Source organism: Streptomyces sp. NPDC036764, from assembly GCF_055609385.1.
On sequence record NZ_JBVJPT010000016.1, the window covers coordinates 55,339 to 71,158 of the forward strand.

Sequence of the window (15,820 nt, forward strand, 5' to 3'; positions counted from 1 at the left end):
CCTGTCGACGCGACACGCGGGAATTACGATCGAATGCCTGCGGAAGGCCCAGAGAATCCCTCGTCCGTGTGACGGTCCGTCGATGTCGAAGTGATCGAAACGCGTGTCGTGATTCTGTGACAAAAGCGTGACCCCAGAGGGACGTGTGACCTCGGATGGCCGCTACAAAGGTTCACCGTCCGCTCTGGCCCGATCCCTTGGCGAGGCCCTAGCGTTGACCGCATGGCACCCATTCCGAAACCCCCCGCAGATCCCCAGGACAACCCCGACGCGTATGTCGGACTCGACGCCGCCGGTGCCGAGCGGCGTGCCCGCGAACGCGGGTGGACGACGGTGCGTTCGCTGCCGCCGGGGGCGATCATCACGATGGAGTACCGCGTGGGACGGCTGAACTTCGAGGTGAAGGACGGCCAGGTGACGCGGGCCTGGAAGGGCTGACACACGGCGACGGCCCCGGTTCCTGAACAGGAACCGGGGCCGTCGCCATGCGGGCTGGTCGTGCGTACCGAACCCGCGCTTGACGGGGCGCTTCAGCCGCCCGCGAGGGGGCGGGCCGTCGAGGGCCCGCCGCGGGCGATGCGGTCCGTGTGCGGCGGGCGGCGGCTGCCGGCCGGGGTGACCGGCGTGCGCTCTCCACGGGCCGTGTGCGGGCCCGGAGTCAGGTACACGGGCGCCCGCGGGGACCGGGCCGGCGACGACGCCTCGCGCGCCGCGGCCTCGTCGTCGACGGCCGTGGGACGCGGCTTGAGCAGCACCGGAGCCTCGACCGGGACGGACGAGGGAAGGGCCCGGCGGGCGCGCCAGCGGTCGCGCAGGTCGAAGAGCCAGGTCTCGCCACGGGCGATCAGCGGCTCGAACCACGGCAGGGCGAGCAGGATCAGCAGACCGGCGGCCCAGCCGAGCAGCACATCGCTCAACCAGTGCGTACCGAGGTAGACGGTGGACAGACCCACGCCCAGCGAGGTCACCGCCGACAGGGCCGACAGCCAGCGGCGCGCTCTCGGGGTCGAGGCCAGATAGGCCAGGATTCCCCAGGTCACCACGGCGTTGGCGGTGTGGCCGCTGGGAAATATATCGCCGCCCAGGCCCATCTCGTTCGCGCCGATGGTGGTCGCGTAGTGCGGTCCGAGCCGGCCCATGCCGAGCTTGGCGGCACCGACGGTGATGTTCAGCAGCAGCAGCGAGACGCCGAGCGCGAGCAGCGGACGCAGCGTGTGCTGCCGCCAGGAACGCCAGCCCAGCCAGGCCGCGACCATCACGGCGGTCGGGCCGCGCTGGCCGAGCACCACGTAGTAGTCGACGAACGCGTGGATCTCCGCCCACTGCTGGTAGGGGCGGAAGAACATGACCTGCCAGTCGAGCCGGACGAGCCACGAGGTGATGACTACGGCCCACACGATGGCCCCGTAGAAGGCCAGGGTCGCGGAGAAGAGCACGATCCTGTGCCGGGTCATCCGCGGCACATCGATGTGGGCCGGACGTTCCGGTTCCCGGTCCAGCCTGGCGAAGACCCGGTCCAGACGGGTCAGCTTTCGTTCGGTACGCACCCAATCGACGTTACAGCGAGTGAGCGCAAGACAAGAGCGAATCCACGGCTTTGTGATGACGATGTGATGTGGGATTCCTCTCAGGAGGGGGTTTATTTCCAAGGAATCCGTAATCATCGCGAGCCGCGTCCTTCAATTCCTTTGATCATTCTGTTGGTTCGTTTTTCACCGCTTATGAATTCGTTCACCGAATCCTTGGGTGGAATTTTCCTGGAGCTCACCGGTTCGGGCGGCCTGGTGTGGCGTACGCCACACGCGCTCCGTGGGGAGTCTGAGAGGTCCGCCACTCGGCCCGGACCAGGACTCGCGTACCCTGACGAGTCACTCGCCCTAGTTGCGCGGGCCGGAGACCACCGCTCCTCTCCGGCCGAGTCGCGGGGAGTCCCCACCCCGCGTGCCCGCCGAGGGCGAGGGAACATCTGGGAGGTACGTACATGTCCGGGACGACCACGGCTGCCGCTGCGCTGCGCCGTCGGGCGGCCGGGGCCGGTGCCAACCGCTGGGTCGTCCTCATCGTCCTCTGCGTCAGCCTGCTGCTCGTCGCGGTCGACGCGACCGTGCTGCACGTGGCCGTGCCGGCCGTCACCGAGGACCTTCGCCCCGGCGCGATAGAACTGCTCTGGATCGTCGACATCTATCCGCTCGTCTGCGCCTCGCTGCTGATCCTCTTCGGCACGCTCGGTGACCGGGTGGGCCGCAGACGCGTGCTGCTGCTCGGATACGGCCTCTTCGGCGTCGCCTCCGGCCTCGCAGCCCTCGCGCACGACCCACAGGTGCTGATCCTGGCCCGCGCCCTGCTCGGGGTGGGCGGCGCGATGATCATGCCCGCGACCCTGTCGATCCTGCGCCAGGTCTTCCCCGACCGGCGCGAGCGGGCCCTCGCCATCGGCATCTGGAGTGCGGTGGCGGCGGTCGGCGCGGCCGTCGGGCCGCTGCTCGGCGGCTTCCTCCTCGAACACTTCTGGTGGGGCTCGGTCTTTCTCGTCAACATCCCGCTGATGCTGGTCAGCCTTCCGGTGGGCCGGCTGCTGCTGCCCGAGTCGAAGGGCGACGGCAAGGGCCCCTGGGACGTGGTCGGCGCGCTGCTCGCGGCGGCCGGTCTGTTCGGCGTCGTCCTCGGCGTGAAGCGGCTCGGCGGCGGGGAACCGGTGGCCAGCCTGTTCACCCTGGTGCCGCTGGTGGCCGGCGCGGTGATGCTGGTCCTCTTCGTACGACGGCAGAAGCGGCGGACGTATCCGCTGGTGGACCTCAAGATGTTCACGCGCCCCGCGTTCAGTACGTCCGTCGGGTGCATCGTGCTGGCGATGCTCGCGCTGGTCGGCCTGGAGCTGATCGCGGCGCAGTATCTGCAGCTCGTACTCGGGCTGTCACCGCTGGAGACGGGCCTGAGGCTGCTGCCGCTGACCTTCGCGGCGATGGCGTCCGGGCTCGCGGGCGCGCGGATGCTGCGGCGGTTCGGGCCGCGGCGGATGGTGTGCGCCGGGTTCTGTCTGACGGCACTCGCGGTGGTCGTGCTGACCGCCATGGGCGGCGAGGACAACCCCGGGCTGCTGCTGGCCGGGTTCGTGCTGCTGGGCTTCGGCCTTGAGACGACGCTCTTCGGGGCGTACGAGTCGATGCTGAGCGAGGCTCCGCAGGAGCAGGCCGGCGGGGCGGCGGCGATCGGGGAGACCTCGTACCAGCTCGGTGCCGGCATCGGCATCGCGCTGCTGGGCAGCGTGATGAACGCGGCGTACGCACCCGGGCTGTCGAACGTGTCGGGTGTGCCGGCGTCGGCCTCCACGGCTGCTTCGCACTCGTTGGGGGAGGCGTACGAGGTCGCCGGGCAGCTCGGTGGGTCGGCGGGGGCGGCCCTCCAGCATGCGGCGCGCAACGCGTTCGTGCACGGGCTGCATGTGACGTTGCTCGTGAGTGCGGGGTTGTTGCTGCTGGGGGCGGTGATGGCGTTGCGGTTGCCGCGGACGATGCAGTGCGAGGCGGAGAGCGTGGAGCTGCCCAAGCCGAGGGAAGTCGCGGAGTCCCGCGTCTCCGCTTGACAAGCCTTCTCCCACCCACGCACCACCCGTTTCCAGTTCGTTGACAGGTGGACCTCTCCCGTGGGGGTTCCCCTCCGTCGGCGGCCCGCCGTGCGTGGTCATCCGGTCGACGTGCGTGGTCGTCGGGCCGACGTGCGTGGTCGTCGGGCCGACGTGCGTGGTCATCCGGTCGACGTGCGTGGTCGTCGGGCCGTCGCGTGTGGAGTGGCACTGGACGTGCGGGACACTGCGTCGTAGCGTCTGGCTCTGTGCCGTAACTAGCGGCGCTAGTTTAAATTCGTTGCCGGAGGGTCTTCCATGTCCGCGTCCTCGAAGTTGCCCCCGTTCGACCCCGCCGACCCCCTCGGTATCGACGACCTCCTGGAGCCCGAGGATCTGGCCATTCGGGGCACCGTGCGGGAGTGGGCGGCGGATCGGGTCGTGCCGTATGTCGCCGAGTGGTACGAGAAGGGCGAGCTGCCGGGGATCCGTGAGCTCGCGCGGGAGCTCGGGGAGATCGGTGCCCTCGGGATGTCCCTGGAGGGGTACGGCTGCGCCGGGGCCTCCGCCGTGCAGTACGGGCTCGCCTGCCTGGAGCTGGAGGCCGCCGACTCCGGCATCCGCTCCCTCGTCTCCGTGCAGGGCTCCCTCGCCATGTACGCCATTCATCGCTTCGGCAGCGAGGAACAGAAGCAGGCGTGGCTGCCCCGTATGGCCTCCGGCGAGGTCATCGGGTGCTTCGGGCTGACCGAGCCCGACCACGGGTCCGACCCCGGCTCCATGCGGACCTACGCCAAGCGGGACGGCTCCGACTGGGTGCTGAACGGGCGGAAGATGTGGATCACCAACGGGTCCGTCTCCGGCGTCGCCGTCGTCTGGGCGCAGACCGACGAGGGGATCCGCGGGTTCGTCGTGCCGGCCGACAGCGCCGGGTTCTCCGCGCCGGAGATCAAGCACAAGCTGTCGCTGCGCGCCTCCGTCACCAGTGAGCTCGTGATGGACGACGTACGGCTGCCCGCCGATGCGGTACTGCCGGAGGTCGTCGGGCTCAAGGGGCCGCTGAGCTGTCTCTCGCACGCCCGGTACGGGATCGTGTGGGGCGCCATGGGCGCGGCGCGTTCCTGTTTCGAGGCCGCTGTGGACTACTCGAAGACGCGGGAGCAGTTCGGCCGGCCGATCGGGGGCTTTCAGCTCACCCAGGCCAAACTCGCCGACATGGCGCTCGAACTGCACAAGGGGATTCTGCTCGCCCACCATCTGGGGCGGCGGATGGACGCCGGTCGTCTGCGTCCGGAACAGGTCAGCTTCGGAAAGCTGAACAACGTCCGCGAGGCCATCGACATCTGCCGTACGGCGCGGACGATTCTCGGTGCCAACGGGATCTCGCTCGAATACCCCGTGATGCGGCACGCGACCAACCTCGAATCGGTGCTCACCTACGAAGGCACCGTCGAGATGCACCAGCTCGTGCTGGGCAAGGCGCTCACCGGGCTCGACGCCTTCCGCTGACCCACCAGGGGGCAGGGCCGGTGAGCGGCCCTGCCTCAGCTCTGGTTGTAGAAGCCGTCCTCGCGGTGAGCCGCACGCTCGCCGCTGATGATCTCCGTGTCGGCCGGGGTCAGCAGGAACACCCGGTTGGACACCCGGTCGATCGAGCCGCGCAGACCGAAGATGAGCCCTGCCGCGAAGTCGACGACGCGCTTGGCGTCGGCCGGCTCCATGGCCGTGAGGTTCATGATGACCGGGACCCCGTCCCGGAACAGCTCACCGATGGCGCGGGCGTCCCGGAAGCTGTCCGGAGTGACCGTGCCGATGCGGCGGCCCTTCTCCTCGGCGACGTCCGTGGCCACCTTGACGCGCGGGTCGGTGACCCAGGCCTCCCCGGGCTCGGTCCCCTCGGAGTAGTCGTCGTCGTAGTAACGCTCGTCATCGTTGTCGTCAACGAGGCCCAGCCAGGCACTCGCCTTGCGCACCGATCCCATGGACGCCTCCTCTCACAGCGGTCTCTATTGCTTTCCGCATCCCTATGGTCATCCATGATGCGGACGTCACGCCAAGTGGATAGACGCCGCGCGGGGGGTTTGTGACGGTACTGGTGCACAGCGAATACGTCGAGAGCCCGTGTCCCCCAAGGGGCATGCCACGTACGGCTGCTGACTGTGAGTGAAATATGATTCTTCACGGCGTATGGGTGATGCCGGGTGCGTACGGGTGAACGAGGCTGCCGTGGCGATCGAGACGGCGGCCGGTACGATGCGGCAGCTCAGCGTCGTAGAAGCGTCGTAAGAACCTCGGGGGAGAGTCGTGTTCGGAATCGTCAAGCCCTGTCGTCATCGGCTCGGAGAGAACCTCGCGGGACAATGGATGGCGCATTTGTGCGGGCTGTGCCTCTCGTTGCGCGGCGACCATGGTCAGTTCGCGCGGATCGTCACCAACTACGACGGGCTCCTCATCTCCGTTCTGACGGAAGCTCAGGCGGAGAAGGACAGCGGGCTGCGGCGTACGGCGGGACCGTGTCCGTTGCGCGGGATGCGCACCGCGTCCGTCGCGCAGGGTGAGGGCGCCCGGCTCGCCGCCGCCGTCTCACTCGTGCTCGCCTCTGCCAAGGTGCGTGACCATGTCGCCGACGGGGACGGGCTGCTGGCCCGCAGGCCGGTGGCGCTCGCCGCGCGCCGGGTGGCCGCGGGGTGGAGTGCGGCGGGTGCCCGCGGCGGCTCGGCCGTCGGGTTCGACACCGCCATACTCGTCGACGCCGTCGACCGGCAGGCCGGCATCGAGACGCTGGCCGGGATCGGCACCTCTGTGCTCGTCGTGACCGAACCGACCGAGACGGCGACCGCCGCCGCCTTCGCGCACACCGCGATCCTCGCCGGACGGCCGCACAACGCCGAACCGCTCGCCGAGGCCGGGCGCCTGTTCGGGCGGCTGGCCCACCTCCTGGACGCCGTGGAGGACCGGGTGGCCGACGCCGAGGCGGGTGCGTGGAACCCCCTCACCGCGACCGGGACCTCGCTCGCCGAGGCGCGCCGGCTCGCCGACGACGCCGTCCACGGAGTGCGGCTGGCGCTGCGCGAGGTGGAGTTCACGGATCCGGGGCTCGCCCACCTGCTGCTGGTGCACGAGTTGCGGCGCTCGGTGGACCGGGCGTTCGGCACGGTGCCGACCTGTGCGTCCCATGCCTCGCACGCTTCGCATCAGCCGGGGGAGCACGGCCGGCCCGGGCCTTATGGGCAGCCGCAGCAGCCTGGGCAGCCGGGGCCTTATGGGCAGCCGCCGCAGCAGCCGGGGCAGTCCGGCCCGTACGGGGCGCCGCAGAATCCGTATGCCGGTGGCGGGAACCCCTACGCTGGTGGCAACCCGTATGCCGGCGGTGGGGGAGTGCCCGGTGGTGGCGGCGGTGGGGGCGGTGGGGGCGACTTCGGTGGGTTCGGCGGTGGGCCGGCCCCGCAGCCGCCGAAGGGACGGCGTGGGTTCTGGGCCGGCTGCGGGATGTTCTGGCTGCTGTGCTGCACCTGCAAGCTGTGCTGCGCCAAGGAGTACGAGGGTCCGTGGTCCCGCAAGAAGCGCGAGGGCTGCTGCCGTGACTGTGACTGCGACGGGTGCGACTGCTGCTGCCCCTGCGACGGTTGCTGAGCGCTCCCGGAGGCAATAGCCGCGGAGTTCGTGAGTGCCGGTTACTTCCGGACATCCCGGAGCGAGGACCGCACCGCACGTGCTCAACCGCACCATGTTGCCGCTCCGCGCCCTGGCCGACCACTTCGGGTGTTTCTTTGCGCCACTTGGCAACACGCCTGACCTCGTTGTCGCCGCGGGGGGAGCGCAAGCTGCTCCGACCGGCTCTGACCCGCTCTGACCGGGGCAGGAGCGGCCAACTCATACAGGCGGTTCAAAAGTTGACGGCCGAAAGGCGCCCTTGTGTCGACCGGTCGTTCTACCGAATACTCCCCTCAGCGCTTGTCAGGGGCACGGCGTGTTCGGAATCCGGACACGGGCCCGACTGACTGCGCCTCACACCGGGCCCCGACCCCACGCGGGCCCCCGACTTCCCTTGGAGGGAACGAAAAGTGAGGATCAAGCGCACCACCCCCCGCAGCGGCATTACGAGACGGACCCGGCTGATCGCCGTTTCCTCCGGCCTCGTAGCCGCGGCCGCGATCGCGATCCCCAACGCGACCGCCGCGGAGACTCCCGCCACCTTCAGTGCCGCTCAGCTCAAGAGCGTCAGCGGCTCCGTGCTGAAGGCCGACGTCCCCGGCACCGCTTGGGCCGTCGACAGCAAGACCAACCGTGTCACCGTGACCGTCGACTCCACGGTCTCCCAGGCGGAGATAGCGAAGATCAAGGAGCAGGCGGGCGGCAATGCCGGCGCGCTCACGATCAAGCGGACCGCCGGCAAGTTCAGCAAGTTCATCCAGGGCGGCGACGCCATCTATGCGAGTAGCTGGCGCTGCTCGCTCGGCTTCAACGTCCAGGACAGCAGCGGCAACCAGTACTTCCTGACCGCCGGCCACTGCACCGACGGCGCGGGCACCTGGTACTCCAACTCCGGCCGCACCACGGTCATCGGCTCGACCGCCGGCTCCAGCTTCCCGGGCAACGACTACGGCATCGTGCGCTACTCCGGCTCCGTCAGCCGGCCCGGCACCGCGAACGGCGTGGACATCACCCGCGCGGCCACGCCCAGCGTGGGCACCACCGTCATCCGTGACGGCTCCACCACCGGCACGCACAGCGGCCGGGTCACCGCCCTGAACGCGACCGTCAACTACGGCGGCGGCGACGTCGTCGGCGGTCTGATCCAGACCACCGTCTGCGCCGAGCCAGGCGACTCCGGCGGTTCGCTCTACGGCAGCAACGGCACCGCGTACGGTCTGACCTCCGGCGGCAGTGGCAACTGCACCTCCGGTGGCACGACCTTCTTCCAGCCGGTCACCGAGGCCCTCAGCGCGTACGGCGTCAGCGTCTACTGACGTTCGGTCGGACGGCCGTATCGGTCCGGATAGGTATCGGTTCGGGTAGTGGTATCGGTTCGGGCGGTGGTATCGGTCCGGACGGCCGTATCGGTACGGCCTGAACAGCAGCCAGCAGCATGTGAGCCCCCGTACGCAACTGGCGTGCGGGGGCTCGCCCTTGCTCCGGTCACGGGGTTACCGTCGACGTACAGGCAGTACTCCGCTGTAATGCGCCCACGTCGGACCCTGGGGGTCGGTGATGGTCGAGGAGCTGGTGGCGGCGGGAGTGACGTTCGCGTCCGCCGGACTGGTCTATGTGGCGGCGGCCGCGCGGGTCGTCAAGCAGTACGAACGGGGAGTGGTCTTCCGTCTCGGGAAGCTGCGGCCCCAAGTGCGCGGGCCCGGGTTCACGATGATCGTGCCCGGCGTGGACAAAATGCGCAAAGTGAACATGCAGATCGTGACGATGCCCATTCCCGCGCAAGAGGGCATCACTCGGGACAATGTGACCGTGCGGGTCGACGCGGTCGTCTACTTCAAGGTGACTGCGCCGGCCGAGGCGGTCGTACGGGTTGAGGACTACCGGTTCGCGGTCTCGCAGATGGCGCAGACTTCGCTCAGGTCCATCATCGGCAAGAGCGAGCTGGACGATCTGCTCTCCAGTCGCGAAAAGCTCAACCAGGGGCTGGAGTTGATGATCGACAGCCCGGCCGTCGAATGGGGCGTGACGATCGACCGGGTGGAGATCAAGGACGTCTCCCTGCCCGAGACCATGAAGCGGTCGATGGCGCGGCAGGCGGAGGCCGACCGGGAGCGGCGGGCGCGGGTGATCAACGCCGATGCCGAACTCCAGGCCTCGAAGAAGCTCGCGGAGGCGGCGCATCAGATGTCGGACGCGCCCGCGGCCCTTCAGTTGCGGTTGCTGCAGACGGTGATGGCGGTGGCGGCCGAGAAGAACTCCACGCTGGTGCTGCCGATTCCGGTGGAGTTGCTGCGATTTCTGGAGAAAGGGGCGCAAGTTGCGCCCTCCGGGCAGGAGTCGGGCTCCGGCTCGCAGCGGCCGGTACCTGTTGAAGCGCGGACCGGGCAGGACGAACTTCCCGCTGGTGAACCTCGCTTGGAGTCGGACCCCGAAGGGGCGATTTCGAGACAGGAGTAGACCTCACGCGCTGCGTATGGTTCGCTCGCTTGCGGTATTTGCTGAGCGAAGAGAGCGTGTGTGACAGTGCACGGTCAAGACAGGAGGGGCGTGTAAACGTGTTCTACGCGCGTCCGGAAGTCGACCTTGTGTGCTCCCTTCGAACCTAGGAATAGTGAACCTTGTTCAACCGGCGCGGACGCGGCTTTTGTTGTGAGCCGTTCCCGTGGCCGTACGCCTTCCGGTCCGGCGAGGTCCCCACAACCTCTCGGGCCGACCCCCCACAGGAGGACGTGAGTTGAAGCACCGACGCATACCCAAGCGGCGTGCAGCCCTGGCAGGTGCGGGCATCGCCGCACTGGTCGCCGCGGGCGTGACCTTGCAGACTGCGAACGCCAGCGAGACGCCTGAGGCGTCCGCGCCGAAGACCCTGTCGGTCTCCGCGGCCGGAAAGCTCGCCTCGGCGCTGGCCAAGGACCTCGGCGGCGATGCCGCGGGCACGTACTACGACGCGCAGGCCAAGAGCCTTGTCGTGAACGTCCTCGACGAGGCCGCCGCGGACGCCGTCGAGGCTGCCGGCGCCAAGGCGCGAGTCGTTGAGAACTCGCTCGCCGAGCTGAAGAGCGCGCGTACGACGCTGAAGCAGGACGCGACCATTCCCGGCACCGCCTGGGTGACGGACCCGGCGACGAACAAGGTCGTCGTCACCGCCGACCGTACGGTGTCCGACGCCGAGTGGGCCAAGCTCGGCAAGGTCGTCGACGGGCTTGGCGCCAAGGCGGAACTGAAGCGGTCGAAGGGGGAGTTCAAGCCCTTCGTCGCGGGTGGTGACGCGATCACCGGTGGCAGCGGGCGCTGCTCGCTCGGCTTCAACGTGGTCAAGGGCGGCGAGCCGTACTTCCTGACCGCCGGGCACTGCACCGAGAGCATCAAGGACTGGTCCGACTCCAGCGGGACCCAGATCGGCACCAACGAGTCGTCCAGCTTCCCGGACAACGACTACGGGCTGGTCAAGTACACGGCCGAGGTCGACCACCCGAGTGAGGTGAACCTCTACAACGGCTCTGCGCAGGCAATCAGCGGGGCCGCGGAGGCCACCGTCGGTATGGAGGTCACCCGCAGCGGGTCGACCACGCAGGTGCACGACGGCAAGGTCACCGGGCTCGACGCCACCGTGAACTACGGCAACGGTGACATCGTCAACGGGCTGATCCAGACCGACGTGTGCGCCGAGCCCGGGGACAGTGGTGGTTCGCTGTTCTCCGGTGACAAGGCGATCGGTCTCACCTCCGGGGGCAGTGGTGACTGCACCTCCGGTGGGGAGACGTTCTTCCAGCCGGTGACTGAGGCGCTGTCTGCCACGGGTACTGAGATCGGCTGACGTACGTAGCTTTGCGGAGTCCCGTCCCGGGTTGGTTGTTGGGGCGGGACTTTCGCGTTGGGTGCGCGTTGATGCCTGCGGCGCCTGTGCGGGTTGGGTGGGGGTTCGCGTAGCGCCTGCGGTGGTGTGGTGGGTCGGGGCCGTGCCGGGGGGTGTCCGTCCTCGGTCGGGCGGTTGCTGTCGGGCAGGGAGGGGCTGTTCGTTGACGCCCGCCGCTGCGGGCGGACACCCCCCGGCACGTCCCCTTACGCCGTACGCGGGTGCTGCGCCAGCCCCGGCACGTCCCCTTACGCCGTACGCGGGTGCTGCGCCAGCCCCGGCACGTCCCCTTGCCGCCGTACGCGGGTGCTGCCCCATCGCCGGCACGGTTCCTTACGCCGTACGCGGGTGCTGCGCCTTCGCCGGCACGGTTCCTTACGCCGTGGGCGGCCGCGGGTGCGTTTCGGTGCAGGCCGCCTGCAACCCCGCTAGGGGCGCGGGGAACTGCGCGACCAGCCACTACGGACCCGCAGTCGCCGTCGGGCCCGGTGTGGCAGGTGCGTCCGGCGTTCGGTCCTTGCCACGCATCATCGCTGCCAGGAGGGTGATGGCTGCTCCTGCGACCGCCCAGGCCGAGAGGATCAGTAGGGAGCCGGTCGTGTCGTTGCCCTTGAAGTAGGCGACCGAGCGGGTTGCCCAGGTGCCCGCGCCGGGTGGCAGCGCCGGGCCGATGTCCCGCCAGAACGGGGGGAGCAGCGGGGGTGGCAGGGCGCCGCCCGCGCTGGGGTTGCCCAGGATCACCACGATGAGGATCGCCAAGCCGATTCCGGCCAGGCCGAAGACGGCCTGAAAGGCGAGGGTGGCTGCGCCCACCGCGAAGACGATCAGGGCGCCCACGCCCCAGAGGGCGGCGATGCTGCCGGGCAGTGCGCCCAGGATCGGGCCGACGATCAGGGCGCCCCCCAGGCCGGCGACCAGGGCGACCAGGGCCATGACGATGAGGCGGATCACCGAGCGTCTGAGGGTGGGGCGGCGGGCTCCCGAGCTGATCGTGATGATCGATGCGCAGAGGTAGCCGCCCACGCACCAGCCCACGGTCACGTAGAAGGAGGTGAGCCCGTTGGCGTCGTGGGGGTCGGCCGGAGCCACGTCGATGGTGCGGAGTGCGCGTGCCTCCGATCTTTCCAGGGTGGCGACGAGGGCCTCCAGGGTGGCGGCCAGCGCTCTTCCGCCTCCGGTGGCGACCAGGAGGGTGTCGGTGGTGCCGGCCGGGTCGATCACCAGTGCGCCGTCGATCTCGCGGTTCAGGATCTGGTCGCGGGCCGTCGCCGCGTCGGGCAGGGCGCGTGGGTCCAGCGGGTCGTCGGGCAGGTTCTCCAGTCGGGCCACCGTCTGCTGGGCGGCCACCTCGGGTGCCACCACTCCCAAGGGCACGTTCTTGGGCTTCGGGTCGTGGAGGGCGCCCACATAGGAGGCGATGAAGAGCAGAGCGAGGACGACCGTGCCGGTCACGAGAATCGTGGCCCGCGGGGTGACGGCGTCCTTCACTTCGTCGAGGAAGGAGCCATGGGGAGTGCCGGCCTCGGTGGTCTGCGTCATGCCTCCACCGTCTGGCGCCGCGGGCGTTTGCGCAGGTGGGGGGCGGCCGAACGGATGTCGTGCGAGTGTTCGATGGGTGCGGTCGCTGTTCGGCGTGGAGCCGGTCGTGGAGGAGATTGGGCTGGGAGGCCCTGAGGCGCCCGGCCGGGCGCCCCCTTGTTGGCTGGGGGCGCTCGGGCAAGAGGGCGTGGTGGCTGCCGAAGTGGCTGGACCGGGTGCTGCCGAACGTGGATGTCGAGGGGGAAGGGCTGCGGACACAGGGCGACCCGGCCCACTCGGCGGGCTCGTCCGGCTCGGGCGATCAGAAGGACGCGGATCCGGATGAGGAGCAGGGACTGGTGAAGGTCTGAGAGCTCAGACCTCGGCGGCCCCTGGTCTGATGGCGTGCGGTGAGCACCTCATCAGACCAGGGGCCGCTTTCGGTTGGCGGTCGGTTTGTTGGCTGGATCTTCGACCTCGCGCTGTCCAACGGGTCTCGCGCGCAGGAGTGTGCGTTTCGGTCCGTGGAACCACGCCGGGGTTGCCCAGCCAGCCCAACACTGCGGTGTCATCTGTTCCGAGAGGTCGCAGCGATCGCGCTCATCCAGAGCCTGAAGGGCAGAGGGGAACCGGGGCCGCTGGGCGTGATGTGGACGTCGGTCCATGGCGAGGCTGACGGTTCGCGCGGCGGAACGGTCAGGCGGCGCGGCCCAGCACCACTGGGCCGGCGGGTGCCGCGGCGCGGGCCGCGGTCGTGTGCACGGGACGGGCGGTGCGGACGGTGGCCGCGACCTGCGAGCGGCTCCGCGCGAAGACAACGAGGCGCAGCACCGCGAACCGCGCGACACCGGCGAGCGCGGAGGCGGACAGGTAGACGACCTGCTCGAGCACCACACCGGGCGCCGCCACCAGTTGCCGCAGGACGAGCATCGCCACGGAGGTCACCGCATACGCGGCCGCCGCGGACCCGGCCGACTGAGCATGCTGGCGCAAGGTCGCGCGCCCGCCTGCACCGAAGGTGAAGCGGGCATGCAGTTCGGTGGCGAGGAGCGTGGAAGCCGCGGTGATCAGAGCGTTGGCCAGGCCCCAGTAGATCCAGGAGGCGAGGGCCGCCACGGCGAAGCTGGAGGCGAGCCCCACTCCGCCGCCGAAGAGTACGAAGCGGGCGAAGGCGGTGAAGGTGCCGGGTGCCGCCTGCTGCTGACTCTGCGCCGTCTGCGCTGTCTCCATGATTCCGACCCCCTTGCTCGCTCGCTCTTGTGTGCCGTGACTGTTTGATGGGTATTCACCAGGGCATTCCGACAGGCGGTCCCTGATGCGGGAGTAGACGGTGCGTCAAATCGTCACGGGGTGAGCCGCACGCGGATGCCCAGCGTCCGGTTCGCTCCCCGCAGCCAGCTATCCAAGATCATGAGGCGGCCGACGATGCCGTACTTGCGGGCGATGAGTGAGCGGTAGCGGGCGCCGGTCGCCGCGTCGGTGACCTCGGCGGTGGCCGGGACCGGGTCGCCCGTCGGGTTGCCGCGCAGGTCGCAGGGGCCGACGAGGATGTCGCCGCGGGCACGGATCCGCTTGACCTTCCAGGAGTCGGCGGGGGTCCGCACGCCCAGCGTGTCTCCGTCGCGCACCACCCACACCGGGGTGGCGACCGGGGTGCCGTTCTTGCGGTAGCTCGTGAGCAGCATGTACTTGCCGGCGGCGAGCTGCTCCAGCAGCGTGTCGTCCATGATGCGTGCGTGTTCCTTCTTCTTGCGATCGAGGTCGTTGGCCGCGGGGGCGGCGTACTGCGATGCCGATGTGCGCATGGGGATGCCTTCTTCCGAGGAGGGGGCGGGCGGCGGCGCGTGTGAGGTCGCGGGGTGGGACTGCGTACCGCCGCCCGAAGCCGGGATGGTTCAGCTCAGCGGGACGTCGAGGACGGCCTTGCGGTGGCTGAACGTCTCGATGGAGTAGCGGCCGTGGTAGTTGCCCATGCCGCTCTCGCCGACACCGCCGAAGGGAAGCGTCGGCACGGCGAGGTGGTGCATCGGCAGGCCGAAGTTGAGGCCGCCCGAGGAGGTCTCGGCGGCGAGGCGGCGCTTGGTGGTGTTGCTCTCGGTGAAGGCGTACAGGGCGAGGGGCTTGTCGCGGTCGTTGATGAACGCGATGGCCTCGTCCAGGTCCGCCACGGGAAGGATCGGGAGGATGGGGCCGAAGATCTCCTCCCGCATCACCGGCTCGTCGGGCCGGACGTCGGCCAGCACGGTCGGGGCGATGTAGGTGTCCGCGCGGTCGGTCTGCCCGCCGGTGACGGTGCGGCCGGAGTCCAGCAGCGCGCTCAGCCGGTCGAAGTGCCGCTCGTTGATGATCCGCCCGTAGGCGTCGGAGGTCTGCGGGTCCTCACCGAACAGCCCCTTGATCGCGACGACCAGGGCGGCCTGCAGTTCGGTCGCGGTGTCCGGGTCGGTCAGGACGTAGTCGGGGGCGACGCAGGTCTGTCCGGCGTTGGCGAACTTCGTCTGCGCCAGGCGCTGCGCGACCGTGGCGATGTCGGCGTCTCGGTCCACGAACACCGGTGACTTGCCACCGAGTTCGAGGGCGACGGGGGTGAGGTTCTTCGCGGCGGCGGTCATCACGATGCGGCCGACGGTGCCGTTGCCGGTGTAGAAGATGTGGTCGAAGTGCTGCTCCAGCAGCACCGTGGTCTCCGCCGCGCCGCCCTCGACGACCGCGGTCGCGTCGGTGTCGAGATACGCGGGCAGCAGCTCGGCCAGCAGTGCCGAGGTGCGGGCGGCGTAGTCGGCGGGCTTGATGACGACCGCGTTCCCGGCGGCGAGCGCGCCCGCGACGGGCACCAGCAGCAGATTGATCGGGTAGTTCCACGCCGAGATGACCAGGGCGACACCCAGGGGGTCGAACTGGGTACGGGCGGTGCTGCCGGGGACGCCGGGCACCGTCACGGGGGCGGGCTGCGGGGTGGTCCACTCCTCCAGGTGCTCCAGGTAGTCGTCGATCTCGCCGATCGTGAGGTCGATCTCCATGGCGTCGGCTTCGGCGCGGTTCTTGCGCAGGTCGGCGTAGAGGGCGTCGGCTATCGCCGCGCGGTTGTCGGTGAGCATGTCGCGCAGGCGGGTGAGTTGTTGCCGGCGCCAGGCCAGGGGCTTGGTGTGGCCGGTACGGAAGGTGGCGCGCAGCCGGTCCACGAGCACGGTGGCTTCGGCGGCGGTGAAGGTGTCGCCGAGGGTGAAGGC

14 protein-coding genes are annotated in these 15,820 nt (G+C 69.6%); 8 read left to right on the top strand and 6 right to left on the bottom strand.

From position 1 onward, the window contains the following. The first annotated feature begins 222 nt into the window (after positions 1 to 222). Positions 223 to 438: an I78 family peptidase inhibitor gene (locus ACZ69Q_RS38595; protein ID WP_471051623.1), complete on the top strand. Its 216-nt coding sequence runs from the start codon at positions 223 to 225 to the stop codon at positions 436 to 438. 92 nt (positions 439 to 530) lie between these two features. Here the strand turns inward: ACZ69Q_RS38595 and ACZ69Q_RS38600 are convergent, their stop codons facing one another. Beyond that, complete coding sequence (locus ACZ69Q_RS38600) at positions 531 to 1,547, bottom strand: phosphatase PAP2 family protein (protein ID WP_471051626.1); 1,017 nt, start codon at positions 1,545 to 1,547, stop codon at positions 531 to 533. A gap of 434 nt (positions 1,548 to 1,981) precedes the next feature. Here ACZ69Q_RS38600 and ACZ69Q_RS38605 point away from each other — a divergent pair, with 434 nt between their 5' ends. Together ACZ69Q_RS38605 and ACZ69Q_RS38610 are read left to right on the top strand one after the other, a co-directional pair. After that, positions 1,982 to 3,583, top strand: coding sequence for an MFS transporter (locus ACZ69Q_RS38605; RefSeq protein WP_471051629.1), 1,602 nt, complete (start codon positions 1,982 to 1,984; stop codon positions 3,581 to 3,583). A gap of 297 nt (positions 3,584 to 3,880) precedes the next feature. Beyond that, positions 3,881 to 5,071: an acyl-CoA dehydrogenase family protein gene (locus ACZ69Q_RS38610; RefSeq protein ID WP_471051632.1), complete on the top strand. Its 1,191-nt coding sequence runs from the start codon at positions 3,881 to 3,883 to the stop codon at positions 5,069 to 5,071. Between the two features lie 35 nt (positions 5,072 to 5,106). On the opposite strand, the gene ACZ69Q_RS38615 is transcribed toward ACZ69Q_RS38610, so the two are convergent. Next, a complete protein-coding gene (locus tag ACZ69Q_RS38615; RefSeq protein ID WP_030954768.1) occupies positions 5,107 to 5,544 on the bottom strand; it encodes a cell division protein SepF in 438 nt (145 codons plus the stop codon). Between the two features lie 322 nt (positions 5,545 to 5,866). Between ACZ69Q_RS38615 and ACZ69Q_RS38620 the strand changes: the two genes are divergently transcribed. The 4 genes from ACZ69Q_RS38620 to ACZ69Q_RS38635 all read left to right on the top strand — a co-directional run bounded on the left by ACZ69Q_RS38620 (position 5,867) and on the right by ACZ69Q_RS38635 (position 11,033). Then, positions 5,867 to 7,195 carry a DUF5685 family protein gene (locus ACZ69Q_RS38620; protein WP_471051635.1) on the top strand — a complete coding sequence of 443 codons (1,329 nt, stop codon included), beginning with the start codon at positions 5,867 to 5,869 and terminating at the stop codon, positions 7,193 to 7,195. Between the two features lie 431 nt (positions 7,196 to 7,626). Beyond that, positions 7,627 to 8,532: a S1 family peptidase gene (locus tag ACZ69Q_RS38625; RefSeq protein WP_471051638.1), complete on the top strand. Its 906-nt coding sequence runs from the start codon at positions 7,627 to 7,629 to the stop codon at positions 8,530 to 8,532. Between the two features lie 241 nt (positions 8,533 to 8,773). Beyond that, positions 8,774 to 9,673, top strand: coding sequence for a slipin family protein (locus tag ACZ69Q_RS38630; RefSeq protein WP_471052073.1), 900 nt, complete (start codon positions 8,774 to 8,776; stop codon positions 9,671 to 9,673). Positions 9,674 to 9,950: 277 nt separating this feature from the next. Continuing rightward, complete coding sequence (locus ACZ69Q_RS38635) at positions 9,951 to 11,033, top strand: S1 family peptidase (RefSeq protein WP_471051641.1); 1,083 nt, start codon at positions 9,951 to 9,953, stop codon at positions 11,031 to 11,033. Between the two features lie 498 nt (positions 11,034 to 11,531). Here ACZ69Q_RS38635 and ACZ69Q_RS38640 read toward each other — a convergent pair whose 3' ends face one another. After that, positions 11,532 to 12,611, bottom strand: a complete 1,080-nt coding sequence (locus tag ACZ69Q_RS38640) for an ABC transporter permease (RefSeq protein ID WP_471051644.1) — start codon at positions 12,609 to 12,611, stop codon at positions 11,532 to 11,534. Between the two features lie 116 nt (positions 12,612 to 12,727). Between ACZ69Q_RS38640 and ACZ69Q_RS38645 the strand changes: the two genes are divergently transcribed. After that, the gene (locus ACZ69Q_RS38645; RefSeq protein WP_471052098.1) at positions 12,728 to 12,961 is read left to right on the top strand and encodes a hypothetical protein; all 234 of its coding nucleotides are present in this window, start codon (positions 12,728 to 12,730) and stop codon (positions 12,959 to 12,961) included. Positions 12,962 to 13,286: 325 nt separating this feature from the next. On the opposite strand, the gene ACZ69Q_RS38650 is transcribed toward ACZ69Q_RS38645, so the two are convergent. The 3 genes from ACZ69Q_RS38650 to ACZ69Q_RS38660 all read right to left on the bottom strand — a co-directional run bounded on the left by ACZ69Q_RS38650 (position 13,287) and on the right by ACZ69Q_RS38660 (position 15,778). Continuing rightward, positions 13,287 to 13,820, bottom strand: coding sequence for a GtrA domain-containing protein (locus ACZ69Q_RS38650; protein ID WP_471051647.1), 534 nt, complete (start codon positions 13,818 to 13,820; stop codon positions 13,287 to 13,289). A gap of 113 nt (positions 13,821 to 13,933) precedes the next feature. Beyond that, entirely contained in the window at positions 13,934 to 14,317 is a 384-nt protein-coding gene (locus tag ACZ69Q_RS38655) for a PPOX class F420-dependent oxidoreductase (protein WP_471052076.1), read from the bottom strand. 168 nt (positions 14,318 to 14,485) lie between these two features. Then, a complete protein-coding gene (locus ACZ69Q_RS38660) occupies positions 14,486 to 15,778 on the bottom strand; it encodes an aldehyde dehydrogenase family protein (RefSeq protein ID WP_471052079.1) in 1,293 nt (430 codons plus the stop codon). Positions 15,779 to 15,820: the final 42 nt, after the last annotated feature.